Origin of the sequence: Ramlibacter agri (genome assembly GCF_012927085.1) — a bacterium.
GTDB classification, from domain to species: Bacteria; Pseudomonadota; Gammaproteobacteria; order Burkholderiales; family Burkholderiaceae_C; genus Ramlibacter; species Ramlibacter agri.
Map to the genome: position 1 here is coordinate 1,051,690 of NZ_JABBFX010000002.1, position 18,019 is coordinate 1,069,708.

The 18,019-nt window shown below is 69.7% G+C and carries 14 protein-coding genes; 4 read left to right on the forward strand and 10 right to left on the reverse strand.

Annotated features, from left to right (window positions below):
- Positions 1-8 precede the first annotated feature (8 nt).
- From HHL11_RS23510 to HHL11_RS23520, 3 genes are read right to left on the reverse strand one after another with little or no spacing between them, the layout of a single operon-like run.
- The gene (locus HHL11_RS23510) at positions 9-980 is read right to left on the reverse strand and encodes a tripartite tricarboxylate transporter substrate binding protein (protein WP_169420977.1); all 972 of its coding nucleotides are present in this window, start codon (positions 978-980) and stop codon (positions 9-11) included.
- A 12-nt stretch (positions 981-992) separates the two neighbouring features.
- Positions 993-1,949 carry a tripartite tricarboxylate transporter substrate binding protein gene (locus tag HHL11_RS23515; RefSeq protein WP_169420978.1) on the reverse strand — a complete coding sequence of 319 codons (957 nt, stop codon included), beginning with the start codon at positions 1,947-1,949 and terminating at the stop codon, positions 993-995.
- A 26-nt stretch (positions 1,950-1,975) separates the two neighbouring features.
- Positions 1,976-3,088 carry a TauD/TfdA family dioxygenase gene (locus HHL11_RS23520; protein ID WP_169420979.1) on the reverse strand — a complete coding sequence of 371 codons (1,113 nt, stop codon included), beginning with the start codon at positions 3,086-3,088 and terminating at the stop codon, positions 1,976-1,978.
- A gap of 123 nt (positions 3,089-3,211) precedes the next feature.
- Here HHL11_RS23520 and HHL11_RS23525 point away from each other — a divergent pair, with 123 nt between their 5' ends.
- Positions 3,212-4,108 (forward strand): LysR family transcriptional regulator, encoded by an 897-nt coding sequence (locus HHL11_RS23525; RefSeq protein ID WP_169420980.1) that lies wholly within the window; start codon positions 3,212-3,214, stop codon positions 4,106-4,108.
- Between the two features lie 19 nt (positions 4,109-4,127).
- Here HHL11_RS23525 and HHL11_RS23530 read toward each other — a convergent pair whose 3' ends face one another.
- Both HHL11_RS23530 and HHL11_RS23535 read right to left on the reverse strand, forming a co-directional pair.
- Positions 4,128-5,171: a TauD/TfdA family dioxygenase gene (locus HHL11_RS23530; RefSeq protein ID WP_169420981.1), complete on the reverse strand. Its 1,044-nt coding sequence runs from the start codon at positions 5,169-5,171 to the stop codon at positions 4,128-4,130.
- Positions 5,172-5,193: 22 nt separating this feature from the next.
- Complete coding sequence (locus tag HHL11_RS23535; protein WP_169420982.1) at positions 5,194-6,165, reverse strand: tripartite tricarboxylate transporter substrate binding protein; 972 nt, start codon at positions 6,163-6,165, stop codon at positions 5,194-5,196.
- Positions 6,166-6,305: 140 nt separating this feature from the next.
- Here HHL11_RS23535 and HHL11_RS23540 point away from each other — a divergent pair, with 140 nt between their 5' ends.
- Positions 6,306-7,703 carry an MmgE/PrpD family protein gene (locus HHL11_RS23540; protein ID WP_169420983.1) on the forward strand — a complete coding sequence of 466 codons (1,398 nt, stop codon included), beginning with the start codon at positions 6,306-6,308 and terminating at the stop codon, positions 7,701-7,703.
- Positions 7,704-7,711: 8 nt separating this feature from the next.
- On the opposite strand, the gene HHL11_RS23545 is transcribed toward HHL11_RS23540, so the two are convergent.
- From HHL11_RS23545 to HHL11_RS23555, 3 genes are read right to left on the reverse strand one after another with little or no spacing between them, the layout of a single operon-like run.
- Positions 7,712-8,455, reverse strand: coding sequence for a class II aldolase/adducin family protein (locus tag HHL11_RS23545; protein ID WP_169420984.1), 744 nt, complete (start codon positions 8,453-8,455; stop codon positions 7,712-7,714).
- Positions 8,452-9,816, reverse strand: coding sequence for a glutathione-disulfide reductase (gene gorA, locus HHL11_RS23550; RefSeq protein WP_169420985.1), 1,365 nt, complete (start codon positions 9,814-9,816; stop codon positions 8,452-8,454). The genes HHL11_RS23545 and gorA overlap by 4 nt, the downstream gene beginning before the upstream one ends.
- A gap of 14 nt (positions 9,817-9,830) precedes the next feature.
- Entirely contained in the window at positions 9,831-10,790 is a 960-nt protein-coding gene (locus HHL11_RS23555; protein ID WP_169420986.1) for a tripartite tricarboxylate transporter substrate binding protein, read from the reverse strand.
- A gap of 182 nt (positions 10,791-10,972) precedes the next feature.
- On the opposite strand from HHL11_RS23555, the gene HHL11_RS23560 reads away from it, so the two are divergent.
- Both HHL11_RS23560 and HHL11_RS23565 read left to right on the forward strand, forming a co-directional pair.
- Positions 10,973-13,300 (forward strand): molybdopterin-dependent oxidoreductase, encoded by a 2,328-nt coding sequence (locus HHL11_RS23560; RefSeq protein ID WP_169420987.1) that lies wholly within the window; start codon positions 10,973-10,975, stop codon positions 13,298-13,300.
- A gap of 25 nt (positions 13,301-13,325) precedes the next feature.
- Positions 13,326-14,306 carry a tripartite tricarboxylate transporter substrate binding protein gene (locus tag HHL11_RS23565; RefSeq protein ID WP_169420988.1) on the forward strand — a complete coding sequence of 327 codons (981 nt, stop codon included), beginning with the start codon at positions 13,326-13,328 and terminating at the stop codon, positions 14,304-14,306.
- A 40-nt stretch (positions 14,307-14,346) separates the two neighbouring features.
- Here HHL11_RS23565 and HHL11_RS23570 read toward each other — a convergent pair whose 3' ends face one another.
- Positions 14,347-16,641 (reverse strand): molybdopterin-dependent oxidoreductase, encoded by a 2,295-nt coding sequence (locus tag HHL11_RS23570; protein ID WP_169420989.1) that lies wholly within the window; start codon positions 16,639-16,641, stop codon positions 14,347-14,349.
- Between the two features lie 6 nt (positions 16,642-16,647).
- Complete coding sequence (locus tag HHL11_RS23575) at positions 16,648-17,871, reverse strand: CaiB/BaiF CoA transferase family protein (RefSeq protein ID WP_169420990.1); 1,224 nt, start codon at positions 17,869-17,871, stop codon at positions 16,648-16,650.
- Positions 17,872-18,019 lie beyond the last annotated feature (148 nt).

An 18,019-nucleotide genomic window follows, 5' to 3' on the forward strand; every position in this document is an offset into this window, starting at 1 on the left:
AAGCTCCCTTATTCGAACTTGTAGCGCTCGGCCAGCGGCGCGAAGCGCGCGGTCTCTTCGTCGAGCCGCTTGCGGAACTGCTCCGGCGTGCCGCCGACCGGCTGCGCGCCGGCCGCGACGATCGCCTTGCCGACGGCCGGGTCGGCGAGGGCCTGGCGCACCGCGTCCGCGATGCCGTTGACGATATCGCCCGGCGTGCCCTTCGGCGCGAACATGCCGTACCAGCTCACCGAGTAGAGCTCGGCCAGGCCGGCTTCCCTGGAGGTCGGCACGTCGGGCAGGCCCGGCGGCCGCTGGTCGCCGAGCGTGGCGAAGACACGCAGGCTCCCCGCCTTGTGCATGGCCGCGACCGTGCTCGCCCCCAGCAGCGCCATGTCGACGTTGCCGGCGACGAGATCGGTGATCGGGCCCGACGCGCCCTTGTAGCCGACGATGGCGAGGCTGGGCATGTGCCCCGCCTGCAGCATGTAGCCTTGCAGGCGCCCTGCGTTCGATGCGGTGGCGAACGAGCACTTGTTCTCGGCGCAGTGCTTGAACAGCTGCGGGAAGTTTTGCGCCGTGATGCCCTTGCGGACCACCAGCGTGTTCGGCGATTCCGACATCTGCACCACGGGCTCGAGCCGCACCATCGGGTCCGCGCCCTTGAAGCCCGGCGTGAACTTGGTGAGCAGCAGGCCGTTCTGCTGCGTCAGCAAGGTCGAGCCATCGGGCTTGGCCTCCATGACGCGCCGCGTGCCGATCAGGCCGTCGGCGCCCGCCAGGTTCTCCACCGTGACCGGCTGGCGCCAGTACTGGCCCAGCCAGCTGGCTACGGCGCGCGTGGCGATGTCCGTGCCGCCCCCAGGGCTGTAGGGCACGACGATGGTGACCGGGCGGTCGGGTTTCCAGGCCGGCGCAGTCGCCTGCGCCAGGGCGGCCGGTAAGAGGAAAGCGGTTCCCACGAGCAGCGTGGCAGCAGCGAGCACTTGTCTTCTGGACATCGCGGAACTCCTTCAGTTGATCGCCGGATACTTCGCGAGCAGCGGCCCCAGGTAGGCGCGCTCGCGCGCGGCGATCGCCTCGAACTCCGCCGGCGAGTTGAAGACCGCCACGCCACCGGCGCGCTCGATGAAGCTGCGCAGCGCGGGGTCGCGGCCCGCCGCAGCCAGGGCCGCCTCGATGGCGGCGAGCGCCGGCGCCGGCACCTCCTTGTTCGTCATCAGCCCGTACCAGGATTCGCCGAAGACCTGGTAGCCGGACTCGGCCAGCGTGGGAAGGGCCGGCGCCTGCGGGAAGCGCTGGGCCGAACTGACGGCCAGCATCTTCATCTGCCCGGCCTCGACGAACTTCGCGCCCGAGGCCACCGAGATGATCGCCATGGACAGATGGCCGCCCAGCAGGTCGGTCGTCATCTGGCTGCCGCCCTTGTAGCTGACCTGCACGGTGTCCTTCAGGCCGGCAGTGTCGGCGAAGTGCGTCCCGATCAACTGCGCGTAGCGCGTGGCCGAGCCGATGCCGCAGGGATGCGCCTTGCAGTACTGCACGTAGTCGGCGAGGGTGCTGCCCGGGAATTTGGAAGACACCGCGAAGGACATCGGCGCCTTCTGGATCAGCGACAGCAGCTTCATCTCGCTCACCAGGTCGCGGCCGCCGGTCTCGGCCGGCTTCCACAGCAGCATGGTGCCCAGTTGCAGCACCAGCGTGTAGCCGTCGGCCGGACGCGCGAGCGCGCGCTCGGTGCCGATGATGCCGTCGGCGCCGGCGATGTTCTCCACGATCACGCTCTGGTTCCAGTGCTTCTGCAGGAACTGCGCGAGGACCCGCGCGACGGCATCGGTGCCGCCCCCGGCCGTGTAGGGAACGACGATGGTGACCGGGCGCGCCGGCCACGCCTGCAGCGCATAGGCCTGGCCCGTCGCGGCCACTGCGGCGAGCGCGAGGAAGAAGGTGCGCAGGTGCTTGTACGTCATGTTTGTCTCCTGCCTTGTCGTAGCGATCAGGCCGTGGCCGCGCGCAGCACCGCCGGCACCGTCATGCCGCACAGCGCGGCCTGGCGCTGCTCGTAGTCGAGGAACTCCTGCGTGATCGCGCTGCCGCGCAAGCCGCCCCGTACCGAGCCCGCTTCGACCGACTTGTAGCCTGGCAACCAGCCCGCGGGCAGCGCCTGCGCCTGCGGCAGGCTCAGCCAGAAGCGCACCAGGTGGCGGCGGCGCTGCGGTTCGGGCCAGTCCTCGAAGGCCGTGCGCGAATGCACGGTCAGGTGGTTGTTCAGCAGTTGCATGTCGCCGGGCTCGAGATCCATCGAGAAGCACAGGCGCGGGTCGCGCACGACCTCCTCGTACAGGTCGAGCGCCTCGCGCTGCACCGCGTCGAGCTGGCCGATGTGCTCGGCGAAATCGCGATGCGCGGCATCCACGTTCTTGCGGTTGTGGCGCGATGCGAAGACACCGTCGCGGAAGCCGAACACCGGGCACTGGAACCACTCGACATCGCCGGGGGCCTGGGCGCCCTGGAAGCTGTAGTGGAAGGGCTGCAGCAGCACCTCGAGCAGGTCGGGACGGCGGCGCTTGATCTCGTCGTGGATGGCCATCGAGCTGACGACGTAGCTCGAACCGCCCTTCATGGCCTTGTTGATGCACAGCAGGCCGACCAGGTCGCAGAAGTCGCAATGGAAGTCGAGCTCCGCGTTGGTGTTGTAGCCCCGTCCGCCGCGCACGCGGTAGGCGCCCTCCCCCAGCTCGTCCCGCACGTGCGAAAGGATGTTGCTCTGCTTGCCTTGGGTGCGCGCGACGCCGCTGTACAGGCCGATGCCCCAGATCACGAGTTCCGCATCCTCCTGCGACCAGCGGTGGACCGGCAGCCCCTTCAGCAGGCACAGGCCGTAGGCCGCCTGCGTGGCCGACACGGCCTGGCGGATGGCGGCGAGCGCGGCTTCACCCAGCGGAAAATCCTGCGGCCGCATCTGCAGCATGCCGAGGCCGCTGCGCCGGGCGTGCTGCAAGGCGGCTTCGATGCCGTCCACGGCCTGCGCCGGCAGCGGCTGGATCCACGACGCATCGCGCCGCAGGTCGTCGCTGGTCCAGGCATGGGGGGCTGCAAGTCGATTCATGGTGCTCGTCCCGGTTCCGCAAGGTTGATTAGCACAGGTAGACGCCTGGCCAGGACCAATGTAGCGAGGCGCCTGCGGGCCGGTAAGATGCACCAACGGTATAGGCGTCTACCAAAGGTCATCATGCGCGAAGCCCACCTGCGCGACTTCATTGCCGTGGCCGACACCGGCAGCGTGCGCGCGGCCGCGCGCAGGCTCAAGCTGACCCAGGGGGCGGTCAGCAAGAACCTGCAGGCGCTGGAGCGCGACTTCGGCGTGGCCTTGCTGCATCGGACCACGCGCGGCGTGGAGCCGACGGAAGCCGGCCGCGTGCTGCTGCGCCGCGCTCGCGCGGCCGACGGCGAGATGCGCAAGGCGCGCGAGGAGATCGACCTGCTGGTCGGGCAGGCGCCGGAGGCCGTGCACGTGGGGCTGTCCCCCACGGCGGAGGCGCTGCTGATGGCGCCCGCCATCCAGAAGTTCCGCAAGCAGTACCCCGAAACCGAGGTCGAAGTCAGTGGGGGCACCGTCCATGCCCTCATGGTGCGGCTGCGTGAAGGCGCGCTCGACGTCGCCGTGGCTTCGCTGGGCCAGGCCGCGGCCGATGCCGGCGTCGAGGCGGAGCGCCTCCTGAGCACGGATTTCGTGGTCGTGGCGCGCGACGGCCATCCGCTCGCCAAGGCCCGCGACATCTCCGAGCTGGCCGGTTGCGAATGGGTGCACGGCACCCGCCACGAATTCGGGCCGGCCCTCGTCGAGGCCTTCCGCAAAGCCAGGCTGCCGCCACCGCGCTTCGCGGTGCAGCGGGATTCCTTCAGTGCATTGCTCTTCCTGCTGATGCAGTCGGATTACCTGGCGCTGGCGACGGAGAAGGCGGTGGCGCCCTTCTGCCGCCCCGGCCTGCTGGCGCGCGTGAACCTGGCCACCAAGCCGGGGACGACGGTCCTGTCGCTGCTGACGCCGGCCAGCCGGCCCCTGACGCCGCAGGCGCAGGCCCTGGCCGACGAACTGCGCCGCGCCGCGCGGCGGCACCGGCGCTAGGGCGTTCGCGTGCGCCGCGCTAGGGCTCGATCGGCGCCACCAGGCTGGCGCCCGGCACGCGCACGCCGTTCGGGCGGCCACCCGCGGTCGCGCATTGGTAGTCCTGGGTCAGGAAAGCAGGCAGCGTGGGACCATCGTCACACGCCAGCCAGAGCCGCATCAGGTGGCGGCGCCGTTCGCGTTCCGGCCAGTCTTCGAAGGAGGTGCGCGAGTGCAGCGTGAAATGGTTGCACAGCACCTGGATGTCGCCGGGCTGGAAGGCCATGTCAAGATGCAGGCGAGGGTCCGCCGCGAGTGCATCGAGGTAGTCCATGGCCTCGACCTGCGCCGGCGCCAGGGCCGGCACGCCGGGCAATTTCTGGCCCTTGACGACGGCGGCGCGAACGTAGGTCGCGATCATGCGGCCTTCGCAAGGCACGAACGGGAACACGCGCGCATGCGCTTCGCGGCCCTCGGGGATTTCGTTCCAGCGCGTGAAGTAGACCGGCTCCATCAACGCGCGCGCGTGGTCGGGGCGCGCGCGCACCAGTTCGTTCCACAGCGTCGTCGAACTCACGACGGAGGACAAGCCGCCGCTGCGCGAGGCCTTCAGGCACAGCAGCAGCACGAGATCCGACATGTCCGAGTGGTAAGGCAGGCGCACGGTCGTCTGGTAGCCGCGCACATGCGGGTCCGCGTAGTCCAGCCCGAGATTCGCCACGTGGCCCAGCACGTGGCCTTTCGCGTTCTGCGAGACGCCTTCGCCCAGATACAGGCCGACGCCCCAGTACGCGATCGCGGATTGGCGCAACGTGTAGCGCTCCACCGGAATGCCACGGATCAGGAAGAAGCCGCGTCCGGCCAGCGTCTCGCGCCGCACCGCGGCGAGCACGGGCAGCAGGCGGTCCAGCGGGAAGTCTTCGCGCCGCAATTCGAGGATGTCGCGCCCGCTGGCTTCGGCGTGCCGCACGGCTGCGTCGATTTCGGCGATCTCGCCGGCGGCCAGGGTGTGGATCCAGTCATCGCGGGCCGCCATGTCGCGGCCGGTCCAGGCCTGCGCATTGTCGAAGGTAGGGAGGTCCATCGCTTGTCTTTCCTGGTTGCCGTCAATTCACGGGCTTGATGCCGCGCGCCTTGGCGATGCGTTCGTAACGGACGAATTCCGCCGCGAGAAAGCGGCCGAAGTCCTCGGACGTCGAATAGGCCGCCACGTTGCCCGCGGACTTCAGCTGCTGCTGCACGTCGGGCATCGCCAGCACTTCCTTGAGCGAGGCGCCCAGGCGCGCCACCACGGCGGGTGGCACGCCGGCCGGCGCGATCACGCCCCAGTACGAATCCAGCGCCACGTCCGGGATGCCGAGTTCGTCCAAGGTCGGGACATCGGGCACCGGGAAGAAGCGCTCCTTCGAGGCGACCGCGATCAGGCGGATGCGCCTGGCGTCCGCAAGCGGCTTCATCACGCCGTAAGTGTCCACGGTGAACGCGGTCTCGCCGGCGGCCGTGGCGGTGACGGAGGGACCGCTGCCCTTGTAGGGGACCGCTTGCGCATCGACCCCGGCCGCGGCCCGGAACAGTTCCCCGAACAGCAGCGTGGTGGTGCTGGAGACCGAGTAGTTGAGCTTGCCGGCCTTGCGCCGCGACAGGTCCGCCAGCTCCTTCACCGTCGCTGCCGGCACCTCCGAGTTCACTGCGACCAGCACGGGCGTGCTCGCGACCATGCCGACCGGCGTGAAGTCCTTCACCACGTCGTACGGAAGGTTCGCATAGAGCGCCTTGCTGGTGGCGAAGGACGGCGAGATGACGCCTAGCGTGTAGCCGTCCGGCGCGGCCCGCGCGAGCAGCGAGGTGCCGATCTGCGTGTCCGCGCCCGGCTTGTTGTCGATCATCACCGGCACCTTCCACAGCTCCGACAGGCGCTGGCCCAGCAGGCGCGCGACGATGTCGGAGCCGCCGCCCGGCGGGAAAGGCACGATCACGCGCACCGCCTTGTCGGGATAGCCCTCGGCGTGGGCGCAGAGGCCCGCGCAGAGCAGCAGCAGGCCGGCGAAGGCCACACGAAGGGAGGCTGCAGGTTTCATCGGGTCTCCTGGAACAGGCGCAGGCCAATTTAGCGAGCCGCCGCTACGGCGTCAATGGGAGTTCCAATATCAAGCATATGTGTTCGCATATGTGGAACACTCTTTGACAGCCCCGGATCGCGCCGATAGCATCCGGTGCCATGGCCCTCCATCAAGACCTTGCCAGGCTCGTCGTGCGGACGAACTTCGAATCGGTGCGCGAAGCAACGCGGCGCGCGCTGCTCGCGACCATCGTCGACAGCGTCGGCTGCGCCGCGGCGTCGGCCGCCGACGACTTCGCAGCGGACGCGGTCCGGGCCAGCACCGCCCTCGGCGGCAGCGGAGCTTGCAGCGTCATCGGACGCGCCGAACGGCTCTCGCCGGCCGGTGCGGCGATGCTCAACGGAACGCTGATCCATGGCTACGACTTCGACGACGCCCATCTGCCGTCGGTCGGGCATCTTTCGACCGCCGTCATCCCGGCGGCGCTCGCCGCGTCCGAACTGGTGAATGCGAACGGCCTCGCCTTCCTGGAGGCCGTGCTCGCCGGCGACGAGGTCGGCGGCCGCATCGGCTGGGCGGCCTGTGCGCCGGAATGGGGCGGCTCGGCGGTGCGAAGCCACGGCTTCTTCCCGACGGCCATCCTGGGCACCCTGGCAGCGGCGGCGGCCACCGCGAAACTGCTGCAGCTGGACGAAGCGCAATCCGCCCAAGCGCTGGCGATCGCGGCCAGCTATGCGGCCGGCCTGGCCGGCATCTCGCGCGGCGACAACTCCACCAAGCGCACGCAGGCCGGCTGGGCCGCGCAAGCCGGCCTGGCCGCGGCGCTGCTGGCGCGCGAAGGCTTCACGGGTCCGGACTCCGTCCTGGAGACGCGCCAGGGCTTCTTCGAAGCCTTCACCGGCAACAACTACCGTGCCGAAGCCTTGCAGCGCGCCGAGGGCCAGCCCTGGATCTGCGAGGAGATGTCCTTCAAGTACTACCCGCTCGAATACATCATCCACCCCCTGGTCGAACTGGCCAACCAGGCCCGGCCGGCGCTGGCGCAGCGGCTGGCCGCCATCGCGCGCATCGAATCCAGCGTCACGTCCCGCTTCGCCACGCTGTTCCAGCCGCAGGAGCTGAAGGCCTCGCCGCCGGATCGCTTCATGGCCCTCATCAGCGCGCCCTACTGCATCGCGCGGGCCCTGACCAAGGCAGGCACCGGGCACCTGTTCCTGCGCGACTTCCAGCAGGACTACGTGCTCGACGACGGCATCCGCGCACTCGCGCGCAAGGTGCAGTTCGTGCCCCGTCCGGAGATGGACGGCGTGTTCCCCCACCACGTGATGGGCGCGCTGCGCTTCCTGGACGCCGGTGGCTCGGTGCTCTGGGAAGGCCGCGTCGACGACGTGTACGGCAGCGTGCACAGGCCTTTGAGCGAGGCCCACCTGCTGGAGAAGTTCCATGCGAACTGCGCCGGCCTGGGCGCGCGCCGGTCCGAGGCGCTGCTCGAAGTGCTGCATGCCCTGCCCTCGGCCCGGGACGCCTCCTGGATCGCGCAGCTGCGCGGCGGCTGAGCCGCCGCTCAAGCCTTGTACGAGGCGTCGACGCGATCCTGCTCGCGCACGAAGGCGTCCCAGTTGCGCTGCGCGAGGTCCGGCCAGCGGGCGCTGTCCCTCACCGCGCCGACCTTCTCCGCCACGGCCGGCGGAACGGTGTGCAGCCGCGCGCCGCCGGACTGGGCCGCGATCTGCGCGGCGCACGCGCGCTCCAGGTAATAGAGCAGCGTGAAGGCATGGGCGACCGTGGGCCCGCAGGTCAGCAGCCCGTGGTTGCGCAGGATCATCGCGTCGTTGGCGCCGAGATCGCGCACCAGGCGTTGCTGCTCGTCGAGGTCCGTGGCCACGCCCTCGTACTCGTGGTAGGCCAGGTGGCCGTGGAACAGCATCGCGTGCTGCGAGGCCATCAGCAGCCCGTCTTCCTGCGCCGCCACGCCGATGCCGGCCGCCGTGTGGGTGTGCAGCACGCAGTGCACGTCCGGCCGGGCCCGGTGCAACGCGCTGTGGATGACGAAGCCGGCGCGGTTGATGCCGAGGCCGGTCGGGTCGTCCACCACCTCGCCGCCGACATCGACCTTGACCAGGTTGGACGCGCGCACCTCGTCGAAGGTGAGCCCGTATGGGTTGATCAGGAAGTGTTCGTCGGGCCCCGGCACGCGCACGGAGAAGTGCGTGGCCAGGTGGTCGGTGAAGCGCAGGCGAGCAGCGACGCGGTAGGCGGCTGCGAGCTCGATGCGGGCGCGGTGTTCTTCCTGGGTGGGGTCGTTCATGCTTGGACTTGTTGGCGCATCGTGACGAATTCTTCCGCCGCCGTCGGATGGATGCCGACCGTGCTGTCGAACAGTTCCTTGGTCGCCCCCGCCTTCATGGCGACGGCGAAGCCCTGCACGATCTCGCCGGCCTCGGCGCCGACCACGTGCAGGCCGACCACGCGGTCCGTTGCCGCGTCGACCAGCAGCTTCATCATGGTCTTCTCGGCGCTGCCCGAGAGCGTGTGCTTCAGCGCGCGGAAATCGCTGCGGAAGACGCGCACGTCACCGAAGCGCGAGCGCGCCTCGTGCTCGGAGTAACCGACGGTCGCCACGTTGGGATGGGTGAAGACTGCCGTGGGCACGTACTCGTAGGACATGCGGCGCCGACCCTGGCCGAACAGCGTGTCGACGACGACCATCGCCTCGCCGAGCGCCACCGGCGTGAGCTGCATGCGGTCGGTGACGTCGCCGACGGCGAAAATGTGCGGAACCGAAGTGCGCATCACGTCGTCGACCTCCAACGCGCCATTGGGCGTGGCCTTGAGCCCGGCGCGCTCCAGCCGCAGGCTGGCGGTGCGCGGCTTGCGCCCGGTGGCGGACAGCACGGCATCGGCCGTGACGAGCGCACCGTCGGCCAGCCGCAGCTGCAGCTCGCCCCTGGCGCGTTCGATCGACGCGACCTGGACGCCGAAGCGCTGGTCCACGCCTTGCGCGCGCATCTCCCGCGCCAGCACTTCGCGCACGTCCTCGTCGAAACCGCGCAGCACGCCGCCGGCCCGCACGAGCTGGGTGACCTCGCAGCCGAAGCCACGGAAGATCGACGCGAACTCGCAGGCGATGTAGCCGCCGCCGACTACCGCCAGCCGGCGCGGCAGCTGCGGCAGGTCGAACATGGCATCGGAGACGAGCGCATGTTCCTGTCCCGGGTAGGCGGGGACCTGCGCTTCGCTGCCGGTCGCAACGAGGATGTTCGAGGCGTGCAGCACCTGCTCGCCCTCGGCCGAGGCCACGCGCACGCTGTGCGGGTCCTCGAAGCTGGCCCAGCCCCGGACGATGTGCACGCCGGCGGCCAGCAGCATGCGTTCGTACACGCCGTTCAGGCGCGCGATCTCCGCTGCGCGCGCGGTCCGCAGTGCGTGCCAGTTGAAGGTGGCGCCGTCCACCCACCAGCCGAAGCCGCGGGCCTGCTCGAAATGCGAGGCGTACTCGGCGGCGTAGGCATACAGCTTCTTCGGGATGCAGCCGAGGTTGACGCAGGTGCCGCCCAGCGGCGCGCCTTCCACCAGCACGACGCGGGCGCCGGCTTGCGCCGCCATGCGCGCGGCGCGCACGCCGCCGCTGCCGCCACCGATGACGAGGAGGTCGAAGGAACCGGTCATGGCGCTGCTCCGCCTCAATTCGATTCGCGCACGGCGGCGGCCATCTTGGCCAGCTCGCCCTGGAAGAAGGCCTGCGACTGCGCCGGGCTGTCGGCAATGACGCTGAACCCGCTCTTGTCCAGGATCTCGCGCGACTTCGGGTCCTGCAGCACGGAGCGCAGGGCGGCGTTGATCTTCTCGACGACGGCCGGCGGCGTGCCGCGCCGCGTGAAGATCGCGTACCAGGCCGAGGCATCGACCTTGACGCCGAGCTCCGTGGCCGTGGGCACTTCGGGCAGCAGCGGCGAACGCCGGGACGCGAGCGCGGCGAGCCCCTTGATCTTTCCCGACGCCACGTTCGGCGCGCCGAGGAAGGAGGTGTCGACGATCAGGTTCACGTGGCCGCCCAGCGGTGCGTTCATCGAAGGCGCCGAGCCCTGGAAGGGGATGTGCGTGAGCTTCACGCCCGCGGCCTGCTCCACCAGCTTCATGCCCAGGTGGCCGGTGGATCCTTCGCCGGCCGTCCCGAAGCTGATGGCGCCGGGCCTGGCCTTGGCGGCGGCAAGCAGCTCGCCCAGCGTCCTGAAGCCGCTGGACGCGGACGCATAGATCACCATCTGCAGCTCGGCGACGGTGCAGACCGCCTCGAGGTCGGCTTCGGTGTCGTAGGGCAGGATGCCCTTCTTCATGGCTGCGTTGATCGCGAGCCCCGGCGAGGCGAGCAGCAGCGTGTAGCCGTCCGCAGGGCTCTTGGCCACGATGTCGGTGCCGATCACGGTGGCGGCGCCGGCGCGGTTGTCGACGACGACGGGCTGCTTCAGCCTTTCCGCCAGGCCATTGGCGAGCAGGCGGCCCACCACGTCGGACGTTCCGCCCGCCGGATAGGGAATGACGAAGCGGATCGGCTTGCTCGGGTACGTCTGGGCGATGGCCGGCAGGGCCAGGGCCAGCGCGCAGCCCAGCAGCGCGCGGCGGGCGATGTGCAATTGCTTCATGGGGCTCTCCTCGGCAGCCAGTGTTGTTCCATATATGGAAACACGTATTTCTCAAAATAGAATTTAAATCGGCATCCACGGGCCTGTCAACGGGGCCTGTCCGCAGTTGCCCGGTTGACCCGTCCGGGGCTGGCCGCTAGGATGACCAAATACGGAATTGCCGTTCTGCATTTTGGAATAACATGTCGGCACCAGCCCAACCCTTCACCACCGTCGACTGCGACCTCGCCGTGGCGCACTGGGGCGCCTACGAGATCAGCCGCGGCGGCCCCGCCCCCGCGCTGGCGCCCTGGCGCGAAGACCGCGATCCGTCGCCGATCGGCCTGTCCATGCTGGACGCCTACCGCTCGCCGCTGCGCATCCAGCGTCCGGCGGTGCGCAAGGGCTGGCTGGACGGCCGCCGGCGCAGCGGGCGCGGCGAAGAGCCCTTTGTGGAAGTCAGCTGGGAAACGGCGCTGGAGCTCGTCGCCGGCGAACTGCGCCGGGTCACCGCCGCGCACGGCAACCAGGCCATCTTCGGCGGCTCATACGGCTGGTCCAGCGCCGGGCGCTTCCACCACGCGCAGAGCCAGGTGCACCGCTTCCTCAACGCGCTGGGAGGCTACGTGCGGCACACGGATTCCTACAGCCTCGGGGCCGGCCGCGTCGTGACGCCGCACATCGTCGCCGACCTCGACGAGCTGAAGGACTCGCACACCAGCTGGGAAGTGCTGGCGCGCCATACGCGCCTGTTCGTCACCTTCGGCGGCGTCGTCACCAAGAACGCGCAGGTGAACGCCGGCGGCGCGATGACGCACTTCGCCCCGGGCGGGCTGGAGGCGCTGAGCGCCAACGGCTGCAAGTTCGTGCACATCGGCCCGGTGCGCGCGGACCTGCCGCTGCCCGACGCCAGCGTCGAATGGGTGCCGATCCGCCCGAACACGGACACGGCGGTGATGCTGGCACTGGCCCACGAGGTCCTGGTTCACAACCTGCAGGACGACGCCTTCCTGCAGAAGTACACCACCGGCCTCGAGAAGTGGAAGCCCTACGTGCTGGGGGCCAGCGACGGCGTGGCGAAGACCCCGGCCTGGGCCGAAGCCATTTCCGGCATGCCCGCGGCCCGCATCGCCAGCCTGGCGCGCGAGCTCGCCGCGACCCGCAGCCTGGTCAACGTGTCCTGGTCGCTGCAGCGCGCCGACCACGGCGAGCAGCCGTTCTGGGCCTGCATCGCGCTGGCGGCGCTGCTCGGCCAGGTCGGCCTGCCCGGCGGCGGCTTCGGCATCGGCTACGGCCCGGCCAACGTCATGGGCAGCCCCTACGAGAAGATTCCCGGACCCACGTTTTCGCAGGGCCGCAACGCAGTGAGTGCCTTCATCCCCTGCGCGCGCATCGCCGACCTGCTGCTGCACCCCAACGAGACCTTCGACTACAACGGCAGCCCGCGCGTCTATCCGGACATCCGGCTGGTGTACTGGGCCGGCGGCAACCCTTTCCACCACCACCAGGACCTGCACCGGCTGGTGCAGGCCTGGGCCAGGCCCGAGGTCGTGATCTGCCACGAACAGGTGTGGAACTTCCACGCCAAGATGGCCGACATCGTGCTGCCGGCGACCTCGACGCTGGAGCGCGACGACCTCGGCTTCTCCTCGCGTGAGTCGCTGCTGGTGGCCATGCGCAAGCTGGAGCAGGCTCCCGGCGAGGCGCGCGACGACTACGACATCTTCGCGGACCTGTCGCAGCGCCTGGGTGTCGCCGAGGTGTTCACGGAGGGCCGCACCTCGGCCCAATGGCTGCGGCAGATTTACGGCAGCTGGGCCGACAAGATGCGCGAGCGCGGCCAGGCGGTGCCGGACTACGACGCGTTCTGGCAGGCCGGCGCCGTGCGCCTGCCGCTGTCCACCAAGCCGGCCGTGATGCTGCACGAGTTCCGCGCCGACCCGCAGGCGCATCCCTTGAAGACGCCCAGCGGGCGCATCGAGTTGTTCAGCGAGCGCGTGGCCGCCTTCGGCTACGAGGACTGCCCCGGCTTCGCGAAGTGGTTCGAGCCGGCCGAGTGGCTGGGCGCCGCGAAGGCGAAGCAGTACCCGCTGCACATGCTGTCCGACCAGCCGCTGACCAAGCTGCACAGCCAGCTGGACTTCTCCTCGTACAGCAGGTCGAAGAAGATCGCCGGCCGCGAGCCGGTCGTGATCTCCACTGCCGACGCTGCGGCGCGCGGCATCGCCGACGGCGACATCGTGCGCGTGTTCAACGACCGCGGCTCCTGCCTGGCCGGCGCCGTGGTCAGCGACGGCATCCTGGCGGGCGTCGTCAAGCTCTCGACCGGCGCCTGGTGGGACCCCGAGCGCGCCGGCGACGCCAGCCTGCCCGACCGCCACGGCAACCCCAACACGCTGACCCGCGACGCCGGCGCCTCGCGGCTGTCGCAGGGCTGCAGCGCGCAGACCTGCCTCGTGCAGGTGGAGAAGTACCGGGGCGCCGTGCCCGCCATGCGCGCCTACGAGCCGCCCGAATTCGCGCAGCCCTGAGCCGCGCTTCCACCAGGAGACAAGCATGCGACCCTTCCACCCTGGCGCCCGCGTGGCGCTCGCGGTCAGCCTGGCCGTGGCCTCGATGGCCACAGCGGCGGCGGACAAATGGCCCAGCCACACCATCCGGCTGGTGGTGCCCTACGCGGCCGGCGGCCCGTCCGACGCGGCCGGCCGCTTCATCGCCGATGGGCTGTCCAGGGAGCTGGGGCAAAGCGTCGTCGTCGACAACAAGCCCGGCGGCGGCGCCTCCATCGGCGCGGCCGCCGTGGCGCACGCGCAGCCGGACGGCTACACCTTCCTGCTGGGACACCGCGCCTCGGTGTCCTTCACGCCGCAGGTGCGCAAGGTCGACTACGACCCGCGCAAGGACCTGACGCCGGTCGCGGCCTTCTCGACCAACTTCACGCTGCTGGTCGCGCGCAAGGACTTCCCCGCCTCCAACATGGCGCAGCTCAAGGCGCTGGCCGCCGCGAAGCCGGATTCGGTGACCTGCGGCACCGCCGGCCAGGGCTCCGGCTCGCACATCGCCTGCGAGCTGCTCGCCGAGATGCTGGGCACCAAGCTGCTGATCGTGCACTACAAGGGTTCGTCGGAGGCCACCACGGACATCCTGGGCGGGCGCGTCGACATGATGTTCGATCCCTCCTCGCTGCAGTACGTGAAGGCCGGCAAGATGCGGATCCTGGGCGCCCGCGGCAAGGGCAACGGCCGCTTCACGGCGGAACTGCCGGACGTGCCCTCCTTCGCCGAACAAGGCTACCCGGACATCAGCGACGCGGTCTGGGTGGGCCTGATGGCGCCGGGCGGCACCGACCCTGCGATCATCAAGCGCGTGGCGGCCGCGATGGAGAAGGTGGCCAATGCGCCGGACACGGCGGCGAAGCTGCTGCCCGTGAGCCAGTACCCCGCCTTCGTCGGCACCGAGGAACTCAGGAAGGAGATCCCGGCCGACCTGGACTACTACGCGAAGCTGATCAAGAAGCTGAACCTGCGCGTGGATTGAGAGCAGGCGCCGGGCCCGCCCCGGCGCCTTCCTGCCTTGTTCAGGGCCGCGCGAACTGGGGCGGCTCGTGCGCCGTCAGCGCCGGCAGTTCGCCGCCGTACTTCTCCACCTGCACCAGGCAGGTCTGCGCCGCGCAACCCTGCGACAGGCTCGAGGCGCCGATGTCCAGCGTCAGCGTGTTCGGGTTGCCGTGCTTTTCCAGCGTCTTGTCCGCGCCCCAGCTCGAGGGATCGAACCAGGCGCCGGTGGAGAGCTTGACCACGCCGGCTCGAATGCGATGCGAGACGCGCGCGCCGGCCAGGCAGCTGCCGCGGTCGTTGAACACGCGCACCACGTCGCCCTCCTCGATGCCGCGCGCCCCCGCATCTTCGCGCGAGATCAGCACCGGTTCGCGCCCGTGGATCTTGTTGGCCTTGCTGTAGGCGCTGTGATCGAGCTGGCTGTGCAGCTTGGTGAAAGGCTGGTCCGACACCATGTGCAGCGGGAAGCGCTCCGCCTTGGGCGAGCCCAGCCACTCGGCCGGTTCCATCCAGGTCGGATGGCCCGGGCAGTCGTCATAGCCGAAGGAGGCGATGGTCTCGCAGAAGATCTCGATGCGGCCCGACTTCGTCTCCAGCGGGCAACCGGCCGGGTCGGCGCGGAATTCCGCCAGCATCACGTGCGAAGGCTCGCCCTGGAACAGGTCCAGCATGCCGGCCTGCAGGAAGCCTTCGTAGTCCGGGAATTCCAGCCGCGGGTACTTCGCGCGGAAGTTCTCGTACATCTCGCGCTGCCACTGCGCCTCGGTCCGGCCGTCGGTAAAGGCCGCCTCCACGCCCAGCCGCGCAGCCAGCGCCGAGTACACGTCGTAGTCGCTGCGCGATTCGCCCACCGGTTCCATCACCTTGCGCATCGCGACCACGTAGCGCTCGTGCGCGGAATAGCCGATGTCCTCGCGCTCCAGCGTCGTGTTCACCGGGAAGACGATGTCGGCCGCCTTGGCCGCCGGCGTCCAGAACTGCTCGTTGGCGATGACGGCCTTGGGCTTGCGCCAGGCCTGCAGCAGTCTGTTCAGGTCCTGATGGTGGTGGAAGGGGTTGCCGCCCGCCCAGTACACCAGCTGGATGTCGGGGTACACGAGGTCGCGGCCGTTGTAGCGGAAGGGCGCGCCGGGATGCAGCAGCATGTCGGCGATGCGCGCGCAGGGAATGAAGGCATCGACCGGGTTGCGGCCCTGCGGGAAGGAGGGCCCGGACACGCGCGGGCTCACGTTGCCGACCGCGTTGGCCGTACCGTAGCCGAAGCCGAAGCCGCCGCCGGGCAGGCCGATCTGCCCCAGCATGGCCGCCACGGTGATGAGCGCCCAGGGCGGCTGCTCGCCATGGTGCGCGCGCTGCAGCGCCCAGGTCATCGTCACGACGGAACGCGTGCCGGCCAGTTCGCGTGCGAGCAGCCGGGTGCGCTGCGCCGGCACGCCGGTGATGCGCTCCGCCCATTCGGCGGTCTTGGCCACGCCGTCGCTGGTGCCCAGCAGGTAAGGCAGGAACTGGTCGAAACCCACGCTGTACCTGGCGAGGAAGCCGCTGTCGTGCAGGCCTTCGGTGTAGAGCGTGTGGGCGATGGCCAGCAGCATCGCCGTGTCGGTGTTGGGGCGGATCGGGATCCACTCCACCTCGCCGCCGGTCTCCAGGTTGGTGTTCTCGGGGCTGATGTTGATGAAGCGCGTGCCGGCCTGCTGCATCTTCTGCAGGCCGATGCGCACCATGTGCTGGCCCACGAGGCCTGGATTCACCTGGCCGTTCTTCGCCGGCGAGCCGCCAAAGGCGACGAACAGCTTGCAGTGCTGCTCCAGCACGTTCCAGCTGGTGTGGGTCGCGAACAGGTTGTCCATGTTGCCCAGGATGTGGGGCATCACCACCTTGGCCGCGCCGAGGCTGTAGGACTCGCTGTGCCGCACGTAGCCGCCGAGGCAGTTCAGGTAGCGATGCACCTGGCTCTGCGCATGGTGGAAGCGGCCGGCGCTGGACCAGCCGTAGCTGCCGCCGAACACCGCCTCGTTGCCATGCTCGGCGATCAGCTGCTTCGTCGCGGCAGCGGCGAGGTCCAGGGCCTCGTCCCAGGGGACTTCGACGAAGGCCTCCGCCGCCCGCTTTTCAGGCGCCGCGCAAGGCCCTTTCTCGGCCCAGCTGCGCCGCACCGCCGGCCGCATCACGCGGTTGCGCGCGCGCACGGCGTCCACCATCGCCAGGCCGATCGGCGAAGGATCGGGGTCCTTCGCGTGGCCCTTGAGCACCGGCCCGGAAGGGCCCTGCTCGACTTCGTAGATGCCCCAGTGGGTGGCGGTGTAGACGGTCATGGCCGTTCAGTGCGCGGCGGCGGTTTCGACACCCCGGCCGAAAGCCTCGTGCGATTGCAGCTTGTCGATCTCGCCTTCGCTGAAGCCGAAGTCGCGCAGCACGTCCGCCGTGTGTTCGCCCAGCCGCGGCGGCGCCCGGTCGATCGCGGGCGAGCCGTGCGCGAGGCGGAAGCCGGAGCCCACGAGCACCTTCTCGCCGAGGTGCGTGTCCACCTTCTGCAGCACATCGCGCGATTCCAGCTGCGGGTGCCGGATGACTTCCTCGATGCCGATCACGGCGGCGCAGGGCACGTCGGCCTTCGTCAGGCGGTCCTCCCATTCGCGGGCGCCGGCGCTGGCCAGGCCGCCTTCGATGATGGCGCGCAGCGCCGGCTCGTTGGCGGCGCGGGTCAGCCAGTCCGCGAAGCGCGGATCCTTCAGCGCGTCCGCGCGGCCGACGGTGGTCAGCAGGCCGGCGAACTGCTTCTCGGTGAGCGCGGCCAGCACGATGGCGCCGTCGCCGGTGTCGAAGCGGTTGCCGGTGACCTTGCGGCTGATCGTCATGTTGCCGCGCTGCTTGTGCACGATGCCCGTCAGCGTGTGCTCTGCCACTTCGATCGCCAGGTAGTTCAGCGCCGAGTCGAGCATCGCCACGTCGACGAACTGGCCCTTGCCGGTGTGCGTGCGCTGGAACAGCGCGCTGGACACGGCCAGGGCGCTGGTCATGCCCGCCATGACGTCGCAGATGGCGAAACCGGCGCGCATCGGGCCGTCCTCTTCCTTGCCGGTCAGCTTCATGATGCCGGACATCGCCTGGATCTTGCCGTCGAAGCAGGCCTGCCTGGCCTCGGGGCCGGTGTGGCCGAAGCCGGAGACCGAGCAATAGATGAGGCGCGGGTTGATGGCCGACAGCGCCTCGTAGCCCAGGCCCATGGCCTCCATCACGCCGGGGCGGAAGTTCTCCCACACCACGTCGACCTGCGCGACCATCCGCTTGAGGGCCTCGATGGCTTCGGGCGAACGGAAGTTCACGGTGAGGCTGCGCTTGTTGGCGTTCACGGCCATGAAGTACGGGGCCATCTTCTCGACCTGGGACTTGGGGTCGATGATGGAGACGCGCGCGTCGTCGCCGTCGAAGGATTCGACCTTCACCACGTCGGCGCCCTGCAGGGCCAGCTGGTAGCAGCCGAACGGGCCGGCCAGGAAACGGGTGAAGTCCAGGATGCGGATGCCTTCGAAGGGTCGGGTCATGGCGTGGGTATGGATGGGGTGAGGCCGAGGTTGTTCCCAAATACGGAACACATATTCCGTATTTGCGAGACAGTATAGGAAGCCGCGCCGGCCGCCGTCAACCCGGGAAAGACCTTTGGCTGCCCTTCTCGACGCCGCGCCATTCGTG